Consider the following 22,086-nt stretch of genomic DNA (forward strand, 5'->3'; position numbering starts at 1 on the left):
CCCGGCTCCCGACACGTCACCGCTACTGATCCAGTCGAGGACGAGGACGCACGCACCCCGAGGGTGGAAAATGGGTCGTCCGGGACTCAGCGGGGGGGGAAGACACGCGTGCACGCGCAGGAGACCACATTCAACGAACTCGTCCAGGGCGAGAAGCAGTACCAAGTGCCGCTCTATCAGCGCACCTACAGCTGGCAGCGGGATGAGTTGCAGCAACTCTGGGACGATGTTCAGGAGTTAGTTGAGGAGCACTTGGAAGGACGGCCCCCAGCCGCGCACTTCCTCGGCTCCGTGGTGCTGGCACCAGGCCGGATCACCGCTGGCGGCATGCAGCGTTGGCTTGTTGTCGACGGCCAGCAGCGGCTCACCACCCTCATGCTGGCCTTCACGGCGTTGCGCGACAGCCACCGAGAACGTGGCGCGGAGCAGAAGGCCGAGCGCATCCATGACCTCGTGCTCGTCAACAAATACCGAAGCGGCGACGACCACTATCGGCTTCTGCCCACGCAAGCGGACCGCGACGCCTTCACCGCCTGTGTCGAGAGTTCACCCAGGGCAGGCGGCCCCGGCAACGTGGGCGCCGCCTACCGGTTCTTCCTGGGCGCCCTCGCAGAAGGCCAGGAAAACGCCGGTGATACGTGGACGGACGCGGTGGAGACCGTGCTGAGCGGTCTGCTGTCGATCGTGGAGATCACCGCGTCGGAGGGCGACAACGTTTACCGGATCTTCGAGTCGATCAACAACACGGGGGTCGGACTCAGCCAGAGCGACCTCCTGCGCAACTACCTCTTCATGTGTCTGCCGACCCGGGGCGAGTCTGTCTACCAGAATCTGTGGCTGCCCATGCAGGAACGGCTGGGCCCCGCCAACCTCGAACTCCTCGTCTGGCTTGACCTGGTGGTGGCCGGCAACAGCCGGGCGAAGCAGAGCGAGATCTACCGGGACCAGAAGAAGCGCCTGGAGCCCCTGAGTTCCGACGAAGCGGCCCTGGAGGCCGAGATCGCCTCCCTCGCCCGCCGGGCGGAGCGTCTGATGCGGATCCTGGAACCCGAACGGGAGCCCGACCCGGAGCTGCGCGAAGTACTGGAGAGGCTCTCCCGGTGGGGCGGTCAGACCCACTACCCGCTCGCGCTCCATCTGCTCGACCGCGTGGATGACGGGCAAGCCACACCGCACCAGGCCGCCCGTGCACTGGTATACGCCGAGAGCTACATGGTGCGGCGCCTGTTCACCGGGCACTCCACCACGGGCAGCAACCGGGTGTTCATGGAGATGGCCAAGGAGATGGAGAAGGACGACGACCCGGCCGAGGCCGTAAGCCGGTTCCTGTCGAAGAGCAAGACGGGTGCCCGCGTCTGGCCCGACGACAACGCCGTCCGCGAGGCGATCCGCACCCGGCCCTTCTACAAGGCGGGCCGCAGCAACCAGCGGTTCCAGGTGCTGCGCAGGCTGGAGGAGAGCTACGGAGCCAGCGAACCGATCGACTACGCCAAGGCGCACCTGACCGTCGAGCACGTGCTGCCGCAGAGACCCGCACACCAGTGGCTGGACCTGCTGGCCGAGGAGACCGAGGACGGACAGGGCCCCGAGGAACTCCACGCCCTACTGGTCCACACCCTGGGCAACCTGACCCTCTCGGCCGACAACGCGAAGCTCTCGAACCATCCGTTCCGCCGCAAGCAGGAGATCCTGGACTTCAGCTCCCTGCGGATGAACCAGGAGATCGCGGGGCGGGAGCGCTGGGGCAAGGCGGAGATCCTTGATCGTGCCGCTGCCCTCGCCGACCGGGTGGTACGGCTGTGGCCCGGCCCCGTCGCGGGCACGGTCCCGGTGGACGACGAGTGGTCCGGCTGGAAGGAGCTGCGGGCTGCGCTTCTCGCCATGCCGGCCGGGACGTGGACGACGTACGGTGATGTCGCGGCGCTGATCGGCACCCACGCCGTCCCGGTCGGCCAGCATCTGGCGTCCAAGGTGGGCCTGCACGGCGCCTACCGGGTACTGACGGCGGACGGCCGCGTCTCGGCGGGCTTCAGGTGGCCGGATAGCCAGCACCTCGGTGATGTGCGAGCCCGTCTGGAGGCCGAGGGAGTTTCCTTCGACGACGCAGGCCGGGCCCGCCGATCCCACCGCCTGACCACCTCCGACCTGGCGGCCCTGCTGGGCAAGGACGTCTCCGATGAGGCCGAGCCGTCACCGCGGGCCGACGACGAGCAGCTGTCGGCTGCCGGCCGGTTCGAAACGCAACTGCGCGACAACCAGACAGAGGAGACCGTCAACGGCGTCCTGGATGCCCTGCGCTTCTGGGAGCATCAGGGCGGTCATCTCGCCTACGGCCGAGCAAGCGAGACCAGTTGCTTCCCCACAGTGCGTTTCGGCAACGCCCCCGCTTCCCGAGAGCTGTGGCCCCTGGCTCTCTACCCGGTCTCCGGCACCGTCGAGGTTGTATTCCAGTATCTGAAGAAGCGTCCCCCGTTCGATGACGAGCCGCTGCGGCGCGAGTTGATGAACCGCCTGAACGAGATCGATGGCATCGACCTGGCCGAGGCGAAACTGGACCTTCGCCCGTCCTTCGCGGTGGAGGTCTTCGCCGCGCACAGCGAGGAGATCTGCGCGGTGCTGGAATGGTTCGCGCATACGGCGGCCCTGGCGGAGGCCCGCCGTATGGTGGACGAGAACCCGGGCACTCCCTGACGCTCTCCGTGCCCCCTTCAGTGGGGTGTGGGGCGACAGCACCCTGCTGGCCCCACGCACGTCACGCATGGGGCCGGCAACCATGGCGTGTGGGACCGATGAACACTACGGGCGCGGGTTGACGACCGGCGCTAGGAACGGGCTCGGCACCCCGTGCCAGGACACCCGCAGCGCCTCGCGCGCCCGCGTGCACGCCACGAACAGCAGGTTCAGCTCGCCGTTCAGGTCCTCCTGGTGCTGCTGGGCGTCAACCTCGACCGCGGTGACGGCCGACTTCATCGGCACGGTGCCGTCATTCACCCCGGCGACGGCGACGCAGCGGAACTCCAGCCCCTTCATCCGGTGCATGGTGCCGATCCGGACACCGGCGGCACCGCGCCCGGCACCGAGCACGCACGCGGCGAAGCCGGCCTGCTCCAGGGCCTGGGCGATGTCCCGCCCCAGCTGGACGTAGCGCACCGCCACCCCGATGTCCTCCGCCTGCACCCCTGCGCCGATCCAATCCCGCACACGAGCCACCAACGCCTCGATCTCCTCAGGCTTTGTGGCATACCCGACCGTCTCCGGCCGCTCTCCGTGCATGGTGGAGCGGTATCCCGCCAGCGTCTCGCTCCCGCCGTCCATGTCGTCCGGTTCCTCACCGGTCAGCAGTGAGGCCGACCAGGCTAGGTTTTCGTGCGTGGTGCGGTAGTTGATCCGGAGTCGGTGCGAGCGGCCGACGACCTGAACGCCGAGCGAGCGCAGCGACACCCGGTTCCCGTAGATCCGCTGATAAGTGTCACCAGCGAGGAACAGATCGTCCTGACCGGGAGCGACCAGGGCCCGCAGGAACCGCCACTGCGCGGGGTGCAGGTCTTGCGCCTCGTCGATCACGACATGGTGGTACGGCCGCTGTTCCCGGCCGTCCAGGAGACGTGCCGCCTCCGCGCACACCCGAAGGAACGTCCACTCGCCAGCCTGGCGCAACTGCTCCTCGAACGTGGTGACGGCTCGCCATACTTGAAGGCGTTTCAGCGGTGGGAGCGCGGTGCCGCGGCCGGTGCGCGGCGCCTTCAGGTACTCCTCCGGTTCGGTCAGGGCCCGCGCGAGGACGACCTGACGCCACTCCTGGTCGAGGAAGACGTCCGTGAAGTCGATCCCCAATCGTTGCGCCATGCGCATCCAGCGGGCGGTGATCTCCTTCTGGTCGAAGACCAGTTTCAGTGGGGCGCCGCCGCGCCCCGCCCGTACGATCTCGTTGGCCAGGACGTCGACGTTGACCACCCGGATCTTCGCTCGGACGTTCTCCTCCTCGACCAGGAGCGTCAGACAGCGCTCCAGCTCGGCCGCAAGATCCCTGGTGAAGGTGGTGAGCAGAACGCATCCGTCGGGAGCCTCCTCGGGCAGTTGCCGGGCCAGATGATACGCCCGGTGCAGGGCGACCACCGTCTTGCCCGTGCCGGGCCCGCCGGTGACCCGGGCCGGCCCGGCGTAGCCCTCGTGGTACGCCAACCGGTACTGGCTCGGGTGCAGAAAGACCCGCCAGGCGTCGAACGGCCGCTCCAGGATTCCCTGCAGTTCGACGGGGCCCGACACGAGCGCGACCCGGCCGCGGGAACGGGCCATCGCAGTGCCCAGCTCGTCACCGTCGTCGGCCGCGGGCGTCCGAGCGGCGGTCCGCGCGTACGCCTGCACCAGTTCCCGGTCGATCGCCTCGGGCTTCATGCCGGTCGCGAGCCCCAGCAGTACGTCGTACTGATGCTCCGGCAGTACCTTGTGCAGTGCCTCCAGATGATCCTCGTCAGGGATCAGTCGGATGATCGGCAGGATCTCCTCGTCCACACCGAGGCTGCGCAGCACCTTGTCCGGGTAGTCGGAGGCGGGGAACAGGCGGGTCAGTTCCTCGACGACCAGCGCACGCAGCCCCGCCGTGGCCCGTTCCAGGGCCACGTCGTTGCGTATCTCGATGCCTTGCGTCGCCTCGTTCACCGACGCGCGGTGCTTGGCAGCCCAGTCGTTGGCCTTGTCGTGGGGAAGCACCTTGAGCAGCAGGTAGCTGTCGCCCGACTCACCCTTGAGGACGACGCCGCGCCAGAATCCGATGATGCGGATGGTCCGCAGCCGTGGATCTTTCTGATGAGTCAGCTTCTCCAGGTGCAGCCCAGTGTGCGTGGCTGCCGCGAACTTCTCGAACACCTCGAAGACCCGCTTCTGGACTGGTTTCTCCAACGCCGCGAACTCCAGCAGGAAGTCCCGGTGCATCCCCAGCGTCGCCATCCGCGCCCCCTCCAGAAGACTACGATCACCTTACTGACCAGCTCCGATTCGCGAGACCGGTCAGTACGTGCCAGGGCAGCCGGATCGCCTCGATCGCCGTCCGTCTGCGGCGCGGGTCAGTTGACTCGGCGGTTGCCGGGTGGAACCTCGCTCCGATGCATCCCCACGACGACGGAGCCCGGCCCGTTGGCGGACAGGCTCTCGCGTATTAGGTCGATGACGTAGTCCCAGCCGGTGCCGCGCGTGCCGATCCATCCGTCCCTGAGTAGCGTGGTGAAGGTGGTGTTGTTCAGGTACCGGGGAACCGACTGCTCGACGATGCGTGTCCCGCCGGACGGCCCGTCGGCCTCAGGGCGTTGAAGCAGTTCCTGGAAGTGCTCCCGCGTCAGATACATGCCGGGGATGAGGGCGGCAGAGTTCATCATGAAGGGAGTGGTTCGACACAGTTTGACCATGCTGGGCGTGGGGACCAGGCGTGGATCCCCCAGGGTCGTCCGCCCCTCCTGGCTGGTCCGAGCCCACTCGTCCTCGGCCTTGCACTGGTCGTCGACGGTCTCCATACGCTTCAACTCCCGCTCGCCGGTGGCGTCGTGCCAGTACACCCAGCCGGGCCCGCTCTGACGCATCCGCTTGTACTGGACCATGGCCACGCTTCGGGCGTGCTCGTTCACGTAAATCATGTCGACGCCCATGACGGTCTCGGCGTTCGTGCGGTTGGCGTTGTACACGAACAGCCGATGGCGGGATTCAGAGCTGCGGCGGTAGATCCGCCAGGCGACCTGCACGGCGTCTTCGCCCTCCATGCCAGGAAAGCGAAGGTAGTCGTGGACGATCTGCTGGTCCTCGATCTGTCGGAGGGCGGGCATCCCTTCGATGAAGGGGACGGACCGGGATCGAGGATCGTCCCCGCCGAGCGGCTGCTGCCACGCTTCGAGTGGATCGCGGTCCGCGCCGAACGTCTCCATGACGGTACCCAGCGCGTCCTTCTCAAAGCTTCGCTGTTCTCCTTCCCTGCCTGTCGGAGGATTGGCACCCAGGCTGTTCTCCAGGTCGTCCAACGTCTCGTTCAGTTCCGGCCGCAGGTGCCGGATGGCGGCGAGCAGATTGTCGCCGGCCGCGGGAGACAAACGACCGTCGTCCTTGAGGAATCGGCGGCTGGCCCCCATCGCGCCCTCGAGGTCGACGAGCGGCAGCGAAACCCGGAGTGTGGTGAAGTCGCGGGGAGCAGGGCGCGTTCGTAGGTGCCCGACCGCCTGCCCGGGAAGACGCCGCCCACCCCGATGATCCTGCGCTGCTCATAGCGGGCGTGACGGTCCGTGAAGAAGGCGAGGCACCAGACGCGCGGCTTCCTCCAGTCTTTGTACGGATACGCGAAGGTCCGCTCACCGCGGGTCAGCCATGCCGGAGGCTTTTCGGGGAGCCGCTCCATCATCAGCGCAGTGCTGTGCACCAGAGCGACGGCGACCATTTGTGACCTCCTGCATCATGTGAAACCGGAGGCTCAATTGTTGGCCAGGTTCCGGGCTTCAGGGCTAAGTGGCCGTCAACCGGCCATGGAAATGGCGATGATTTGACGGTGACGGGAATTCATCAGGGGCCTGGCCACCGCGCGAGAACCCCTCAGCGCTGCAACTCCCTTATGTGTTCCCCCATCCGTCCCGGTATGGGACCGCCGTTCAGTAGCACGCCCGCCTCGATGTTGCGCTCGGCGCCGGCCTCCGCGAGGTTGGCGCCGGAAAGAAAGAGCATTCGGTCGTCGGCCACCGCCAGCTTCGCGTATAACCGGCTTCCAGGAGCGGGGCGTTGACCCGTCGACCAGCGCCAGAGCCTCAGGCCCGGTACGCGGGAGAAGGCATCGGCCGGCTCACGCCCGGAGAGTAGCCCGCCCGCGCCTTCCAGCGTCTCCACGACGATGTCCACTGTGACGCCCCGGGCCACGGCCTCGGACAGCGCTGCGGTCAGCGGTGCGTACGAGCGGGCCGAGTAGGTCACAGCGACGAGCCGGTGCTCTGCGGCGCCGACCACCTCCGTCAGCACCTGGGCGGTGGCGCGGCTGGATGTCCCAGGCGTGGAAGGGCCACTCCACATCGCACGAGCCTCGGTGTCCTCGCGCTGCCGGGTCCAGGCCGCCGCGTAACCCCGCAGATACGCCGCCGTCTCCGCCGAGGGAACGCCGCCCTCCGTCATTGACGCCAGCAACACTGATACGGCTTACAGCGCGGCCGGCGCCTGAAGCCTGCCGAGGATGTACGCCGGGGAGCGGCCCTGGGAGAGGAGCGTGGCCAGCGCCTTAGTCCGTGTGGGCCAGAGCGAGGCGGCGGCCGTCGCTGCCGCCACCTCGAAACGTCTGCGGCTCACCGGGTCGATCCGCTCACCCGAAGTTCGGGATTAGGGCCAGCGTTTTCGGGTCGCCTGCCAGATGGGTGATGAACCGCCGGTCCAGGAACCGGTTGCCGCGCTCGCACGTCGTCTCGGACACGAACAGGCAGGAGTGGCAGGCGGCACCGTGCAGGAAGTCCTCCGGCGCCTTGGGAAGACGCTCGCCGCACAGCGGGTCCGAGGAGCACCGCCCCGCCTTGTACAGCGCCGTCCGTACGATCCTGGCCAGCCGGTTCTCACCGGTGCTCGGGTCCTGATCGGCGAGGGAGACCAGCCCGCCGAGCGTGCCCTCCGAGTCCGGGACGGCCGTGTAGATGAGGATGCCGGTCCGCCGTTCCTCGGCGTCGCCACTGTAGATCCGCTCGGCCAGACTCGCCGAGTTGTAGCCGCACTCCATCGCGATGGTGCGGATGAGCAGATGGGAGAGCGTGTGAACGGCGATGTAGCGACTGCCTGGCTAGCCTTGCATCAGGTCGGAGCCGTCCTGGATCCGTTCCGACCTGCGGTGGTCGCGGAACCGGCCGAAAGCCGCGGCGTGTGCGGCGACGGCGTCGCTCGACGCGACCCGCTGCTCGATCAGGTAATCGTCCACCCGCAGGAACAGACCTTCGCCGCGCACCTCGCGTAACCATTCTACCTGCCGCACCTGGGAGAAGACAGTGGACAACGGCCCACTGAGCGAGGCGTCCACGAGCGCGAAGTCCTCGGTCGGGTCGGCGGTCTTCGCCGCGGACAGCACCTGCCACTCGGGGGTCAGCAGGTCAGGAGGGCCCGGCGGCTGCTCGGTCTCGCCCGCATCACCAGCGTTGTGCACGGTCGCCATGGAGATGATCGACTCCGGCAAGAGGGCCGGTCTCACGGGGAAGCGCCCGGCGATGCGCTGCCGTTCGTCGTCGGGATCGAGGAGTTCCGGACGAATGAAATTGAGGGCGACCGGACGCCTCAGATGCAGGTCGGCGCACACCTCGCGCATCGCTTCGTGACCTATCGGCGCGCGCATCCCGCAACGAACTGCGATGCGCTGTCCCCGAGCCATACGGGGGGCCTCCCCAAGGTGTGTACGCAACCGGTCTGTCCCGGACCATCACGGTGCGTGCATGGTCGCTGACGATCCTAGGTCAGCACGAGAGGACCAGGGAGCGGACGGGTAAACCGAAAGTCTCGAAGCTACCGAATCCTTCGCCGACGCCCCGCTCCACGAGAGTTGCATGCCTTCAGGAGCGGTGTACGACTCACGGTGCTACGCCGTATTCAAGGGGACGGGACGGAGTACTGGGGACTTTCACAGACGCGCCGCAAGTACGGGTTCGGGGCAGGTCGCAGGCCAGCAAGATTGGCCCTTGCGTCGTGTGCTCTGTTGTCCGTGCGCTCTGCAGTACGGCCCCTGACCACGTATCAAATCAGCAACCTTCGACTGCCCGAACCAGACGACATCAGCCACCTGAAGGCCGCATGCAATCCGATTCCGGTCGCAAGTTGTCATCCACCACACGGGCAGCCGGCATACGGGGCGGCCACGCAAGCATGGATTCCGCGGTCGTGTACAGGAACCCGGCGAGCGTAGGGTGAAGCCATGGCCAAGCTCACGGAGGAGCAGAAGCGGCAACGAGCCGCCAAGCGTGCTCTGCGCTCGGCCCTCGAAGCCGAAGCGGATGACCGGCGGCGCCGCGAGCGGGATGAACAGTGGGAGCGCGAAGGCACACGTCTCAGCTGGGCGGAGTACGTGGCTGGTGAGCCCTGCCGCGGTTGCGGACTGCCCATGACGGATGAGCTGGGGAGCTGGCCACCTCTCCTGAAGTTGTCCGAGGCGGAGAAGCTCGAATACGAGGAAGCCAACCAGAAGTTCCGGGAGCGGCACGTCGACTGCCGGGACGCCCGGTGGACCGTCAGCGGTTCTCGGGTAACGCACTGCTGTTTCTGCTGCCCGCCACCGCCGATGGGGCCGAAGCAGGTGGAGAAGCTCGCCAGGCTGTTCGCTTCCTGGCCCTCACGGGAGGAACGCAAGAAGGATCTCGATACTTGGGACCTCACTCTCCGTTGCGACCATGTGGTGCCACACATTCAGCATCGCGAGCACAGCTACGTTTCTACCCGCATCGTCGACTGCCCAGAGTGCGGGGAGCGTCGCGGCGTAGCGAGCAGTGAGCGGGTAGGGCCGGCATATCGCGATGACGGGACCATCCGTGAGCGGGCGGCAGCTGATCGAGACAGGCTCGCCCGTGAATTGGCAGCCGCCGAGGCGAAGTTGGCCAGTCAGCAGAAGAACGCGGCGGCAACCCAACGCCGCATCGCCGAACTGCAGGAAGAGCTCGGCAGTAAGTCTTGATGAGACGAAGCGCAGGCGGCGATGCCAAATCATTTCCCGGCAACGCTTCCCATGGGTACCGGCCGGGAACCCTCGTGTATCGAGGCGTCAGGACTTGGCGGTCGAATCGCGGCCAGGCCAGTACTTCGGCGGGGCGACGGCCGGGTCCGTGATCTGGAGGCGCTTCTGCCGGGTCGGGTCGATCGACGTCAGGGCGACGAGACGCTGGCCGTCGGCTGTTTCGAGTTCGGACAGGGCGTGGGGAAGGGCCGCGCAGACGGTGGCGATCGCCGTGCCCAGGCCCACCAGGCCACCGTGTTTGTTGTTCTGGCGGTACTCGATGCGATGCAGGCCCGACTGTGCGATGGCCGCCACTTCGAGTGGCCGGCTGAGCTGCTTGGTGTCGTTGGTGACGACGACCTCGAAGCCGTCGGCCTTGGCCTTGGCGTACAGCTCGATGTCCTTCGTGCCCGTTCAGCCCTTGAGCTCGTGGACGTGGACGACTTCATGCGCCTTCAGCAGGATGGGCACGATCTCGGCCATGGGACGGGGCACGTTCTCGTCGAGCAGCAGTTTCAAGCGACAACCTGCCGGGGCTCGCTGCTGCCATAGCTGTCGACGTACTCGCTGAAGTCGGCGGCGTCCCGGGCGGCCTCGGCCGTCACGCCTGGGTAGAACTCACCGATCTGGTCCGGCGGGATGCCGTCTCTTACGAGGGCAGCGACATCTGAGGCTGGGATCCTGGTGCCTTGGATGACCGGTTCTCCGCCCCGGACCGACTCGTCGACCGCGACGTGCTCACGGGGGGGGTGAGCAGAGCGGGAATACTACGGCCGTCCTTATAGAAGGGCGCGAGAACATCCACCATCTGGTGGATGACCACGTTGCCCCCCCTTGATCAGGTCTACGGCGTGGTCGGGTTCAGCCAGATAGATCGTGTCCGGGCCCGCGACGAGTTTGTACGAGGAGAGGTGCTCCCACTCGCCGAGGTCTTCCCGGAGCGTGTTCAGCGCACGGCGGATCTTCTGCAACGAAGCCTCTTCGCGCAGCTGCACGCAGATGCGGAGTGCGACAACGTCGCGGAACGAGTAGAGAATCGGCCTCTCGCTGGAGATCTCGGGGACGAGCACGGCGCCTTTGGGCCCGGAGGCTCGGCGCCAGTGGGACAGCTGGCGCAGAGTGGCGCCGGAAAGAGCTGCGGCGAGTTTGGGTTCGTACGACACCGCGTGCCTCCTTCCGTCTTCCGCCCCCATCGATATCGGCCCGAACGTACCCCCTTCTCCTTGAGTCCACGCGGCACAGAAACCGAAGGGCCCATTCAGGGTGAGCCGGGGACGCCGGACGCCCCCATGCCGCTGCCACGGGAATCGCCACAGGCCGGCACACGTCCGTGGCATTTTCGGCCACCCACCGGCGGCGCCCGTATGCGCCGCGTAACCTCACGGGCATGGGGGCATCAGCATCCGGTGCAGGTCAGGACGCCGACGAGGAGGCGCGGCGGCGGCTGAACGCGTACACGTACCTCAGCGCGCCCGAGCGGCTGGAGCACGTCGCGATCATGCGGGTCTTCTGCGGAACGCTGCTGGCGGATCTCGCCGTCCCGGACATCATGGCGAAACTGCGCCAGACCGGTGCTTCCGCCGCAGGACTCGACGCCGACACCCTCACAGTCCGACTGGAACAGCTGGTCCAGTGGGGAAACCTGCTCCGCAGCAGCCACACGGTGAACGCGTCCAGCATCAGCGAGTACCAGCGTTCCCGCTCGCGCTACCAGCTGTCGAAACTGGGCGAACGCATCCAGCGGGACGCCGACGGGGTCCTGGCCGAGGCCGACGCCGCCCGCGAGGTGAGCAACGAACTGCTGGCACTGGTCGAGCGCGGGCTGCGGGAGCTGGCCGACCTCGTGACCGCGCCGGGCGGCGTCGAGCCGCAGGACGGACTGGAGCGGATCAGCACGCTGTTCGTGCAGTTCACCGAGTTCGCGGACTCCATACGCGACTTCTACGCCTACCTCGGCCAGGTGCTGTCTCGCTACGACCTGGACAGCGCCGAGTACCAGGGCTTCAAGGAGCTGCTCCTGGACTACGTCGAGGCAATCACGGAGGACGTGGCGTTCCGCGCGCCCCGGATCTCGGCGGCGTTGGACACCCTGTGGCCGCTCATCCCGGCTCTGCTGGACCGACTGGACTCCCACGCCCAGGGGCTCACCGGGCTCTCGACGCAGGCGCAGGGCGAAAGCCGCCCGGACGTCCGGATCCAGCGCAGCCGGGGCCGCGAATTCGCGGACTGGGAGGGCCTGCGCGGCTGGTTCAGCAACACCGACGGCCAGGGCAGCCAGGTCGACCAGCTACGCGATGCCACTCTGCGCGCGTTGCAGTCGCTGCTCGCCAACGCCAAGCGAATGCTGCGGTCGGCCACCGGGGAGATGTCCCGGCGCAAGGATCTGCTGCGGCTGGCCTGCTGGTTCGACGAAGCGACGCCGCGGGACGCGCACGACATCGCCGTCGCCGCCTTCGGGCTGTACGGCGCCCGCCATCTGGGCATACCTCCGGCCACCGACGAGGTGGTGCCCGCCTACACAAGCTGGTGGACCGGTCCGGTGGTCGAGGTACCGGTGGCCCTGCGTGAAAGAGGCAGCCGCGCCCAGCGGGGCCGGGCCTCCGCGGTGGAAGACCACTCCGCGCAGAAGCAGCTGCTCAGGGAGGCCGCACGGCAGCGGGCAGCGGCCAGAGCAGCAGCGGCGGACGAACTGCGCAGCGCGTCCGGCCGGTTCGCCGAGGTACGCCTCACGTCAGCGGCGCTCGGCCTGCTCTTGGAGCTACTGGCCACTGCGCTCGGAAACGCACAGCTCAGCAGGCCCGTCAGCACGGACGGGGAGAGGACGGCGGTGTTTGACCTCGACTCGGCCAGCAGTGAAGACGCCGAACTGCGTATCCGCCTCACCGTGCGCCGGACGGCGGGCACGCGAACGGTGCTGTACTCGGCCGACGGCGACCTGCTGCTGGACGACCTGGAGCTGGACATCGGTCGCACCTCCGCTGCGGTCGGCGGCGAAGCGGAGGCGAGCGTGTCATGACCCTCCCCTCGACTCACGACGTAGCCCTGGCAGCCGAGCGCCGCACCGCCGCCCGGCTGCTGCTCGCCCACCCGCTGATCGCATCGGACGGCCCCCACGCCGACCTCTTCCCGCTGGTCCGCAGGCACGCCGACTGGCTGGGCAAACGGTTCCAGCAGGTGCTCGGCTACCGTCTGCTGGTCGACAGCTCCTACGCCCGCCTGTTCAAGGCGGGGCTGGGGACAGGTTCGGGTCACCGGCTGGAGCGCTCCACCGGCACCCCGTTCACCCCACACACGTACGCCTGTCTCGCGCTAGCCCTGTCCGTGCTGGTGACCGCGCCCGAGCAGATGCTCCTGTCACACCTGGTCGCCGATATCAGGGCTGCCGCAGCCGACGCCGGAATCGAGCTGGAGGAAACGGGACGAGCGGCCGGGAAGCGGACCCTGGTCGCGGCTCTGCGCCAGCTCGTCGACTGGGACGTGCTCATCGAGACCGAGGGCCATGTGGCCGCACTTGCGCAGGAGGCGGGCGGAGAAGCCCTGATCACGATAGACCGGGAGCTGGCACGCGTGGTCGTCGCCGGCCCGCTCTCCCAGGCACGGAACGGCGCCGACCTGGTCCGGCGGGCAGCGGACCCGGGCTTCGGCGGACCACGCACCTACGTGCGCCGGATGCTCGTGGAGACACCCGTCGTCCACCTCGACGAGCTGACGGACGCCGAGCGTGACTGGCTGCGCACCCGGCAGCGCCGGGAGGCCCAGGCTTTCTCCGAACTCCTTGGTCTCGAGATGGAGATCCGTGCCGAGGGCGTGGCGCTGGTGGACCCCGAGGAAGAACTCACGGATCTGCACCTGCCGGGCACGGGGACCGTCGCACAGGCCGCGCTGCTGCTGGCGGAACGGCTCGTGGAACGCCTTCGGCCGCAGGAACCGGGGCATCCAGCGACCGGCGGGACACTCATCATCGGGGTGGCCGTCCCGGACGGCCTGGTGGACGAGGTGCTCGCCGAGCTCATCACCGAGTACGGGCAGCGCAGCAACTGGCAACGCGGCTACCTGGAAGACCTTCCCTCCCTGCGAGAGGCCGTACTGGACCTGCTGGTCCGCATGCGGCTGATGGCCCGCGCGGGCCGGCTGCGCGCCGAGGGCGAAGGACTGCCGGAGGGGTACGTCGAAGAGGCGTCGGAAGGACGCACGGTGACCGATGTCCATGGCGCACGGCCCGGCGGCGACGGCTGGGTGCTGCTGGCCGCAGCGGCTCGCTACGCCACCCAAGTCATGGTGCGCCCGGCCACCACAGTCGGCAAAGGCACGGACGTTCAAGAGGAGTGGCCGCTATGACCACCGACGCGCGTGGCCCCGTTCCGCTGCCGCGTTCCGGCCCCGCGACGACCACCGGCGCGCGCTTCCGGCTGCACCGGGCGGGCATCCAGAACGTCTGGCAGTACGACGAGCAGGAGTTCTCCTTCGGCGACGGGCGGCTGCTGCTGCGTGGCAAGAACGGCGCGGGCAAGTCCAAGGCCCTGGAGATGCTGCTTCCGTATCTTCTGGACGGCGACTCCCGGGCACTCGACGCGACAGGCACCGGCCGCACCACACTTGCCTGGCTGATGCTGGACGGGTTCGAGCAGACCAACCGTCTCGGGTATCTGTGGGTGGAGTTCCGGGGCACGGCCGACGACGGCAGTCACCCCCACCTGACGCTCGGTGCCGCCATCCGCGCCTCGAAGTCGACGCAGAAGGCGCTGCCGACGTTCTTCGTCACCCCGCTGCGGATCGGTGAGGACCTGCACCTGGTCGAGGCCGGTAAGCCGCTGCCGGTCGACCGGCTCAAGGAGATCGTCGGCTCCGACAACACGACCGACCGTGCGGTCCAGCACCGCTCACGTGTGGCCCGGGAACTGTTCGGCATCACCGACGCGACGCGCTACCGCAATCTCACCCAGCTCCTCCACCGGCTGCGGCGCCCGACGGTGGGCGACCGCATCGAACACGGGGGCCTGGTCTCCCTGCTGAGCGAGACCCTGCCGGGGCTCGACGAGGACGTGGTCGAAAAGGTGGCGCGCAACCTCCACGACCTCGACGCCGTACGGGAAGAACTCGGCCGCCTGGAACGCACCGACGCGGCCTTGCGTACGTTCCTCACCAGTTACCGCGGCTACCTGGCCGGGGTCCTGCGCACCTCCGCCAAGAGAGTGAGCCACGAGCTGGGCGTCCTCGCTCAGCGGCGCCGGGCGGCCGGAGACGCCGCACAGCGGACGAGCGACTTGAGGACGCAGGAGGAGGAGTTGGAGGGCCGACTGAAGACCCTGCGCGAAGAGGAACAGGACGCCCGGACCGACCTGGCCGCCCTGCACGCCAGTCACGCCTATCGCAGCCTGCGCGAACTTTCGGAGCGCCGCGGCACGGTGGAGGCACTGCACACCGCCGCCGTGGCCGCGTTCACCACCCTGCGGAACGCACACGACGCGGAGGAGGGCTCGGCGGAGCGGCTGGCCGAAGGTGTCGAACACCTCGGAAGTCGGCTGGCCGAGCTGGGAACCGAACACCGGGAGTTGCTGACGCAGGCGGAGAAGGCCGGGCTTCCTACCGGCCACCTCGGCGAGGCGGTGGCTCTGCCGCGCACGGTTCTCGCCCAGGCCACCGAGACCGGGCTGACGACTCCGGACGGGGAGACGCGCACCGTACGGCACCGGTCGGTGGCCCGAGTGGACACGGTCACGGCGCAGGAAGGGCTGCAGTCCTGGCAGAACCAGTTGGAAAACGCCGAGTCGGTCGCGAGGAACCGGGCCCGGATGGTTCAGGAGGTGACCCACCTCATCTCACGGGCGGACGAGGCCCGGGCCGGGGCAGCCCAGGCTGATGCCGAGCGAGAACGGCTGGAAGGCGAGGCAGAAGACGCCGCCGGCCATCTCGACGGCAGCCGCGAGAAGGTCGCTGAGGAGAGCGGCGCCTACTCCCGTCAAGTCGCTGAGTGGGCGGCACGCACGCGGAATGCGTTGGGTGCCGACTGCCCGTCGCTTGACGCCGTCCACGCCGTCGTCGGCCTCGAGACTTCTACCGATGCGCCGTTCGCGGACCGCACGCTGCCGCCCGATATCGACAGACAGGCGTGGCTGACCGCTCAGGCCGCGTTGGAGCCGTACGGCGAGAAACTCACCGAACGCCGGGACGCCCTGGTACTCGGTGTCAGCCGACTCGGCGAGGAACTCGACCGCCTGGCGGAGCAGAAGCGGGACTGGGAGCAACGTACCGACCCCGAGCCACCCGCCCCGCACCATCGCGCCGCCGCGAGGACGCCGGGCAGTGGAGCCCCTTTCTACCGGCTCGTGGACTTCGCGGACGACCTGGCTCCGGCCGACCGAGCCAGTCTGGAAGGGGCGCTGGAGGCGAGCGGAATCCTGGATGCGTGGGTGAATGCGAACGGCGTCCTGCTCGATCCGCACACCCGGGACACCCTTCTTCAGCCGGGTCCCGTGCTATCCGATGGGCCGACTCTCGCCTCGGCCCTGCGCCCAGCCCCTGAACCGGGTTCCGGCGTCACGGCCGAGCAGGTGGAGGGTCTGCTGGCCAGCATCGCACTCGCATCAACACAAGGGACCTCCGCGCACAATGCGGTTTCTTGCGACGGCAGTTGGCGTCTGGGCGTACTCAGCGGTCGTCATGACAAGGGCGACACCGAATACGTGGGAGCCGCCGTACGCGCCGAGACCCGGCGACGCGTCCTCGCCGAGTTGGAGGAGCGGATCGCGCAGACGGCACAGCGGCTGGCCGGTATCCGCGAGGAGCTCGCCGCAGCCGATGCCATGCGTCGAGCTCTCACGCTCGCGGAACGGGATTTCCCCAGGGCACGGAATCTCGCGGACGCCTGGAGCAGGACAGAATCAGCCGAGCGGACGCTGCGCGACCTGACCGCCAAGGCGACCCGGGCGGCGCGGCTGGCGGAGGAGGCACGCGCTCTCGCGGTCTCGGCGCGGGCCAAGGCGGAGGCCACCGCCACCGCCCACGACCTGCCCGGCGACCCGGCCGCCCTTGACCGTGTGCGCACCGCACTCACCGGCCTGCTCGGCGGTATCGGGCACCTGCACAGGGCCGTCAGCGGCACGGGCGAGCGACTCGGTACCAACCAGGCCGATGCCGACCGGTACGGACGCGCCCAAGAGGATCGCCTGGCCGCGGACGACAGCTACCGGCTCCACCTCGACGGACTGCGCACCGCTGAGCATGACCTGCGTACCCGCGAGGAGGCCATCGGAGCGTCCGAGGAAGAGATCCTGTCCCGCGAGCAGGAGGCCAAACAGCGCATCGCGAACGCCGGTCGCGCCCTGCCCGGGGCGCAAAAAGCCCGCGACGACCTCCACGATCAGCGCGTGCGGGCGGAAGAGGACGAGAAGCGCCTGCGCGGGACCCTGGCGGACCAGGAAACGACGGTCATCGACACTGGCAGCGCTCTTCGCGCTGCTCTCGGCCGACCGGAGGTGGTGCTCGGCGCCGGCCTCGACCGGTCCTCGCTGCCCGAGTACGTGTCGGACGATCCCGGCGCGGACGTGCGCAGCCGTCTTCGAGCGCTGCGGGCCCTCGCCGACGCCGTGGAGCAAGCCCTCGGCCGCCCGAAGGGCGAGGTGTCGGACAGCGCCCTGCTCAACCGTCACACCGATCTGCGCGATCAACTGGCCGGCGGGTTCGACGCGCAGCTAGAGGAGCGCGACGGTATCAAGGTCTGCCGCTTGGTCGACGACCACGGGTCCCATGACGTCGCGGCCGTGGGCGAGCGGATCGCGGTCCAGGCCGCGGAGGCTCGAGGGCGGCTCACCGAGCGCGAACGTGAGGTCTTCCAGCGCTTCCTGACCGGCGAGCTAGGCGACCACCTCTCGGCACAGGTCATCACCGCGGCGAACCTGGTCGCGGCTCTCAACGACACCCTGCGGACCGTGCGTACCTCCCACGGCCTCGGCGTCGAGCTGCTGTGGAAGCTGGACGAGGACGTGGACGCGGATGTGCGCGCGGCCGTCGAGCTGCTGCGCAGTCCGTCGAGCCTCAGGACACGCGACCAGACCGAGCAGCTGCGCGAGGTGCTGCAACGCCGAATCGAGGACGCCCGCCGTGCCGACCCGTCAGCCGGTTACGCCGCTCATCTGCGGACCGCGCTGGACTACCGCGACTGGTTCCGCTTCCACACCTTCGTGGTCGAGGACGCGGTTCCGGGCCGCCGTAGGAAACTGACCGGCCGGACCGGTCTCAGCCAGGGCGAACAACGGGTCCTCTCCTACCTCGTGCTCTTCGCCGCGGCAGCCGCCCACTTCACCAGCCTCGCCGAGTCAGCACCGCACGCGCCACGGCTGATCCTCCTGGACGACGCCTTCGCCAAGGTCGACGAACCCACCCACGGCCGGCTGGGCCGTATCCTCGTCGACCTCGATCTCGACTTCGTCCTCACCAGCGAGCGGCTCATGGGCAACTGGCCCGAGGTTCCGTCGCTGCACATATACGAGTGCCTCCGTGATCCCCACGTACGCGGGGTGGCCACCCTTCACTACACCTGGAACGGCCGACACCGGCGTCTGGTGTCCGTATGAGCGGGCTGCCCGCCGCGACGCGCGACTGGCTGACGGGACCTGGACTCACCCGGCTCTGGCAGGTGGCACGCAAACGCCTGGAGAGCAACGGCGTACAGGCCATGGGTTCGCTCCGACTGACCGCGATGAACGCCCAGGAACGCAACGATCTGTCCCTCCTACTGGGCAAACCCCTCACAGGTGCCGCCGTGACCGTACGGCTCGACGTGCTCGACGCGCGGCTACGCGCTTCAGCCGCCGGACTCGGACTCAGACAGACCCTGGAAGAACTCGGGCCGCCGCTCACCGACCGCCGTGCCGCCCGCGTGGATGCTATGGCACGGCGGGAGCAGGTGTGGTCGTCCCTCGCTTCGTCACTGGACGCCTCCCCGCTCGCCGACCAGGAATGGCCTCGGCAGTGGTACGACCTGCTGCGCCGTACCGGTGTCCCGAAAGGAGTGACACCTGAAGCGGCGATATGGACACTCCAGCAGGCGGTCCAAGTCCTCACCGCTCTCCTCGGACCCGAAGGAACTGAACGCAACGGCACACGCGGCCGAGGAGAACTCGCAGCCATGACGACAGGCTCCGCGCACGGCCTAGACGACGGCACCTGGCTCGCACGCGTCGTCCAACGCGGCGTCGCCCTCGCCCATGGCACCGAGTTTCCCGACGACGCCACCGGCCGACGCGCTCTGTGGCGACTGGTGTCCGTCACGCCGGACGAGGTCTCCAGCACGGTGCTCACCTACGGGCTGCGACCCGTCGGCGAGGGCTGGCGAGAGCGTGCTTTGCGGGAGCGGGCCGACCATCACTGCGAAGTTCATGTCACACCACGCGACCTCCGTGACCTCCGGCTGCAGCTCCCCGCCGCAACGCTCATCCACGTCTGTGAGAATCCGCGTGTGGTGGAAGCCGCGGCGGACGCGGCCTGCGTCCAGCCCATCGTGTGCACCTCCGGCAGCGCCGCGACCGTGGTCTTCACGCTTCTCGACGCCCTCGCCGCCACGGATTGCCGCTTCGCGTACCACGGCGACTTCGACTGGCCGGGGATCGCTCTGGCCAACCGGGTCATCCGCCGCTACGAAGCCCGGCCGTGGCGCATGGGCACCGCGGATTACAAGCACCTGGCCGCTCGCAGTCAGGCCGAGGGCATCCCTCAACTGGCCCTCGACGGCCAGCCGGTCGACGCGGACTGGGACCCGGATCTCGCCCCCGCCATGACCGCCCTCGGCGTCGCGCTCCATGAGGAGGCGACCCTCGACCTCCTGGTGGACGACCTGTCACGCCGGGCGTAGGGACGCCGACGCCTCCGTGCCGGGTTCTGGGAGCCACCTGGGAGCCGACCCGCTCCCCAAGCCCCTTCCACACCACCCGACACCGCCCCACCCCAACGCCCCGACCAGGCAAAACATTAAACCGCCCGGTGTCGATCTTGGTCGAACCTCATTCGGGACGAAGAGGTTGTAGGTTCAGCTGGTACCGGCTCCTTCGGCCCCTGGACGTGCTGTCGGTAGCGTGGGCCACCACGCTAGGCACGCCCCGGACCAGCCGCGCGTCTAGTCTCTCTTGCCCGTGTGACCGACAGCATCGCCGATACCGTGGGTGACAGCTGAGCCATCTCCGAGCAGCCTCCGTATCGCTCTCTCGGTCACACTGAACGTCGCTCCCTTGGGGAGAATCTGGGGAGAACGCGACCCGTTGGGGGAGCGGCTGGGGAGACTCGACCGCACAAACCGGCATGACGACGAAAGCACCGGAAACGATCGTCGGCCCAGGCCAGGGCATCCCACCACCAGATTGCCGCAGGTCAGCGCCCCGAGGGTGACGTCTCCAAGAAGATCTCGTCTTGGGCGGCCATTCTGTTCGCTCCCACGTTGGTGGGAACGATCTACGGGATGAACTTCGAGAACATGCCGGAGTTGCAGTGGGCAGCCGGGTATCCGTTCGCGATTCTGCTGATAGCGGGGGTCTGCGTGAGCTTGTACTTCATCTTCAAGCGCCGCCACCCGCTCTGGGCAACAGGCCACTCCGGCCACCGAAGTTCACAACACCGAGCGCTCTACCGGTCGGCCGTGGGGGACGGGTGCTCGGAGGGGGCGGTGGACGACCAGAATTCGTCGTGGAGGTATGGGCGCGGGAGGGGCTTGCCGCCCTCGTAGGCGGGGGTGTTCGTGTCCACGTTGGAGGGGGCGGTGGGCTTTTGGACCGGGGAGTCGGCGGCGCAGGGGGTCGCGATGGTGAACTGGAACTGGCCTTCGCCGCCCACCGCGACGTCCATACGGAAGTCGTCGGGGGTCGAGGCATAGATGGCGGGGAACTTCGCGTCGGTATCGATGCTGGTGATTTTGAACCCGCGCGCCTTCCAGCTCCGCTCGACCACACCGAGCAGACTGCCGCGGCGTTCCGGAGAGACGATCGTCATGACCCTGATTCCCCGGGTGACGGAGCCCCCGCCGGTGGCCGAGTTCTTCCAGTCCGGGCAGCCGCTCTCCTCCGATGCCTCATGCACCCAGCGAAGGTTGGGCCTGATGGCGGCGAGGGTTTCCTGGAGGATGGCGTCGGCCTTCTCGGCCGCTTGCTGCATGTTCACCTTTGAGTCGTTCCGTTCGGTGTGGCCGGAGGTGGAGAGGCCGCAACTGGTGGTGGCCAGAAGCGTCAGCGCGATGCCGACGCGGCGGAGGGGTTTCACCGGGGCTCCTGAGTGTGGATCTTTTTGCCTTGGCCCGCCACGATCTTGGCGATGTTCCGTGCGGATTCCCGGTCTTGGTCGGGGTTGAAGTAGTGCGAGTGAGCGCTGACGTCGACCGGATTCTTGAAATCCCCGTCCTTGAGTTTGTTGAGCTTCTCCATATCGAGGATGGACGGCCCGTCCCCCGTCGCAAAACGATGGGCGCCGAACTCGCGGCTCGCCGGGTCTGTGCCGAAGTAAAGCTGATCGGGACCGCCTCCCGCATGCTCTCCGATCTTGTGACCCACGTACGCGCCGATGGGTCCGCCCAAGAGGCCGCCGAGCGCGGTGCCGGTTGCCTCCTCCTTGGTGGGCAACTGGGTCACGACGTCGTGCTTGGCGGCTCCCACGTACACATGGTCACGGCCGACCCCAAGGTCGTCGGCGGTCTTCGCCTCGGTGCCGGGGCTGCCGACCAGGATGATGTCGTCGGCGCCGGGGATGCCGCCGTGCTGCTGGGCGGCGAGGCCGACGGTGAGGGAGCCGTAGGAGTGGCCGATGGCGGTGACGTGCGGGTCGCCCGTCTCGTGCGTGGTGGAGATTCCCGCCATGAACTGGTTGTACGCCGACGCGCCGACCTTGGCGTCGTGGTCGCCCATGACCGCGAAGTTCTCGGCGAGCTTGTTGAGGTCGAGGAATTTCTCGGCCTCGAACTGCGGGGCGTCGTAACCGAGCCAGACGATCGACGCACTCGAAGGGTCGTAGAACCCTGCCCCCTTGGCGGTCGCGCGGGCGCGCGCGATGTCGTTGCGGGCGAAGTCCTCGTCGAGCGACGTGCCCAGCCCCGGAACGTAGGCCGACACGTTCTTCGACGCGTCGGGGTTGCCGAAGGCGACGATGGCCCGGCCGTTGCCCTCCTCGCCGATCCCGAGCAGGTACATGGGCGGGACGCCCGGCTCCGGCGCGGCCCGCAATTGGGTGTCGATGGAGCGCAGCCCGTCCAGTTTGGCCCGGGCCTCCTTGTCGTCCGTCCCTGACAGCTTTCCGATCAGCAGTTGCAGGTTGTCCCGGTTGGCCTCGTCGCGGACGGCGGCCGGGATCCCGTCCAGGTTGCCGAGGATGTCCGGGCATGCCGCGAGGTACTCGTCGCGCTGGGCCTGGGACAGGTGGGT

Annotated in this window: 16 protein-coding genes and 2 pseudogenes; 7 read left to right on the plus strand and 11 right to left on the minus strand. The window is 68.3% G+C overall.

Going from position 1 to position 22,086, the window contains the following annotated elements; all coding sequences use genetic code 11:
* The first annotated feature begins 108 nt into the window (after positions 1–108).
* Positions 109–2,691: a GmrSD restriction endonuclease domain-containing protein gene (locus IE252_RS20100; protein ID WP_190090815.1), complete on the plus strand. Its 2,583-nt coding sequence runs from the start codon at positions 109–111 to the stop codon at positions 2,689–2,691.
* Positions 2,692–2,796: 105 nt separating this feature from the next.
* On the opposite strand, the gene IE252_RS20105 is transcribed toward IE252_RS20100, so the two are convergent.
* The 6 genes from IE252_RS20105 to IE252_RS43335 all read right to left on the minus strand — a co-directional run bounded on the left by IE252_RS20105 (position 2,797) and on the right by IE252_RS43335 (position 8,362).
* Positions 2,797–4,947, minus strand: a complete 2,151-nt coding sequence (locus IE252_RS20105) for a UvrD-helicase domain-containing protein (protein ID WP_190090816.1) — start codon at positions 4,945–4,947, stop codon at positions 2,797–2,799.
* A 116-nt stretch (positions 4,948–5,063) separates the two neighbouring features.
* Positions 5,064–6,113, minus strand: coding sequence for a hypothetical protein (locus IE252_RS20110; protein ID WP_190090817.1), 1,050 nt, complete (start codon positions 6,111–6,113; stop codon positions 5,064–5,066).
* A gap of 454 nt (positions 6,114–6,567) precedes the next feature.
* Positions 6,568–7,149, minus strand: a complete 582-nt coding sequence (gene drmC / locus IE252_RS20115; RefSeq protein ID WP_229848611.1) for a DISARM system phospholipase D-like protein DrmC — start codon at positions 7,147–7,149, stop codon at positions 6,568–6,570.
* A 9-nt stretch (positions 7,150–7,158) separates the two neighbouring features.
* Positions 7,159–7,305 carry a hypothetical protein gene (locus IE252_RS43325; RefSeq protein WP_229848613.1) on the minus strand — a complete coding sequence of 49 codons (147 nt, stop codon included), beginning with the start codon at positions 7,303–7,305 and terminating at the stop codon, positions 7,159–7,161.
* A gap of 13 nt (positions 7,306–7,318) precedes the next feature.
* The gene (locus IE252_RS43330; protein ID WP_308434550.1) at positions 7,319–7,768 is read right to left on the minus strand and encodes a Zn-binding domain-containing protein; all 450 of its coding nucleotides are present in this window, start codon (positions 7,766–7,768) and stop codon (positions 7,319–7,321) included.
* A gap of 15 nt (positions 7,769–7,783) precedes the next feature.
* A complete protein-coding gene (locus tag IE252_RS43335; protein ID WP_229848618.1) occupies positions 7,784–8,362 on the minus strand; it encodes a hypothetical protein in 579 nt (192 codons plus the stop codon).
* Positions 8,363–8,899: 537 nt separating this feature from the next.
* Here IE252_RS43335 and IE252_RS20125 point away from each other — a divergent pair.
* Positions 8,900–9,652 carry a hypothetical protein gene (locus tag IE252_RS20125; RefSeq protein WP_190090818.1) on the plus strand — a complete coding sequence of 251 codons (753 nt, stop codon included), beginning with the start codon at positions 8,900–8,902 and terminating at the stop codon, positions 9,650–9,652.
* An 87-nt stretch (positions 9,653–9,739) separates the two neighbouring features.
* On the opposite strand, the gene IE252_RS43340 is transcribed toward IE252_RS20125, so the two are convergent.
* The 3 genes and pseudogenes from IE252_RS43340 to IE252_RS43355 all read right to left on the minus strand — a co-directional run bounded on the left by IE252_RS43340 (position 9,740) and on the right by IE252_RS43355 (position 10,854).
* The gene (locus IE252_RS43340; RefSeq protein WP_229848620.1) at positions 9,740–10,006 is read right to left on the minus strand and encodes a hypothetical protein; all 267 of its coding nucleotides are present in this window, start codon (positions 10,004–10,006) and stop codon (positions 9,740–9,742) included.
* A 200-nt stretch (positions 10,007–10,206) separates the two neighbouring features.
* Positions 10,207–10,410: pseudogene (locus IE252_RS43350) on the minus strand (DUF433 domain-containing protein); the annotation flags it as partial.
* Between the two features lie 60 nt (positions 10,411–10,470).
* A complete protein-coding gene (locus tag IE252_RS43355) occupies positions 10,471–10,854 on the minus strand; it encodes a MerR family transcriptional regulator (RefSeq protein WP_229848622.1) in 384 nt (127 codons plus the stop codon).
* Positions 10,855–11,078: 224 nt separating this feature from the next.
* Between IE252_RS43355 and IE252_RS20140 the strand changes: the two genes are divergently transcribed.
* From IE252_RS20140 to IE252_RS43360, 5 genes and pseudogenes are all read left to right on the plus strand, one after another.
* Positions 11,079–12,707, plus strand: a complete 1,629-nt coding sequence (locus IE252_RS20140) for a TIGR02677 family protein (protein ID WP_190090819.1) — start codon at positions 11,079–11,081, stop codon at positions 12,705–12,707.
* The gene (locus IE252_RS20145; protein WP_190090820.1) at positions 12,704–14,029 is read left to right on the plus strand and encodes a TIGR02678 family protein; all 1,326 of its coding nucleotides are present in this window, start codon (positions 12,704–12,706) and stop codon (positions 14,027–14,029) included. The genes IE252_RS20140 and IE252_RS20145 overlap by 4 nt, the downstream gene beginning before the upstream one ends.
* Positions 14,026–18,264: a TIGR02680 family protein gene (locus IE252_RS20150; RefSeq protein WP_190090821.1), complete on the plus strand. Its 4,239-nt coding sequence runs from the start codon at positions 14,026–14,028 to the stop codon at positions 18,262–18,264. The genes IE252_RS20145 and IE252_RS20150 overlap by 4 nt, the downstream gene beginning before the upstream one ends.
* A complete protein-coding gene (locus tag IE252_RS20155) occupies positions 18,261–19,541 on the plus strand; it encodes a TIGR02679 family protein (RefSeq protein ID WP_190090822.1) in 1,281 nt (426 codons plus the stop codon). Before IE252_RS20150 ends, IE252_RS20155 begins: the two co-directional genes overlap by 4 nt.
* A 534-nt stretch (positions 19,542–20,075) precedes the next feature.
* Positions 20,076–20,249 (plus strand): annotated as a pseudogene (locus IE252_RS43360) (CorA family divalent cation transporter); the annotation flags it as partial.
* Between the two features lie 56 nt (positions 20,250–20,305).
* Here IE252_RS43360 and IE252_RS20165 read toward each other — a convergent pair.
* Positions 20,306–20,935, minus strand: coding sequence for a hypothetical protein (locus tag IE252_RS20165; protein ID WP_190090823.1), 630 nt, complete (start codon positions 20,933–20,935; stop codon positions 20,306–20,308).
* The coding region (locus IE252_RS20170) for an alpha/beta hydrolase (RefSeq protein ID WP_229848623.1) at positions 20,932–22,086 on the minus strand (1,155 nt) is incomplete at its 5' end. The genes IE252_RS20170 and IE252_RS20165, both read right to left, overlap by 4 nt.

Origin of the sequence: Streptomyces melanogenes, from assembly GCF_014649795.1 — a bacterium.
GTDB classification, from domain to species: domain Bacteria; phylum Actinomycetota; class Actinomycetes; order Streptomycetales; family Streptomycetaceae; genus Streptomyces; species Streptomyces noboritoensis.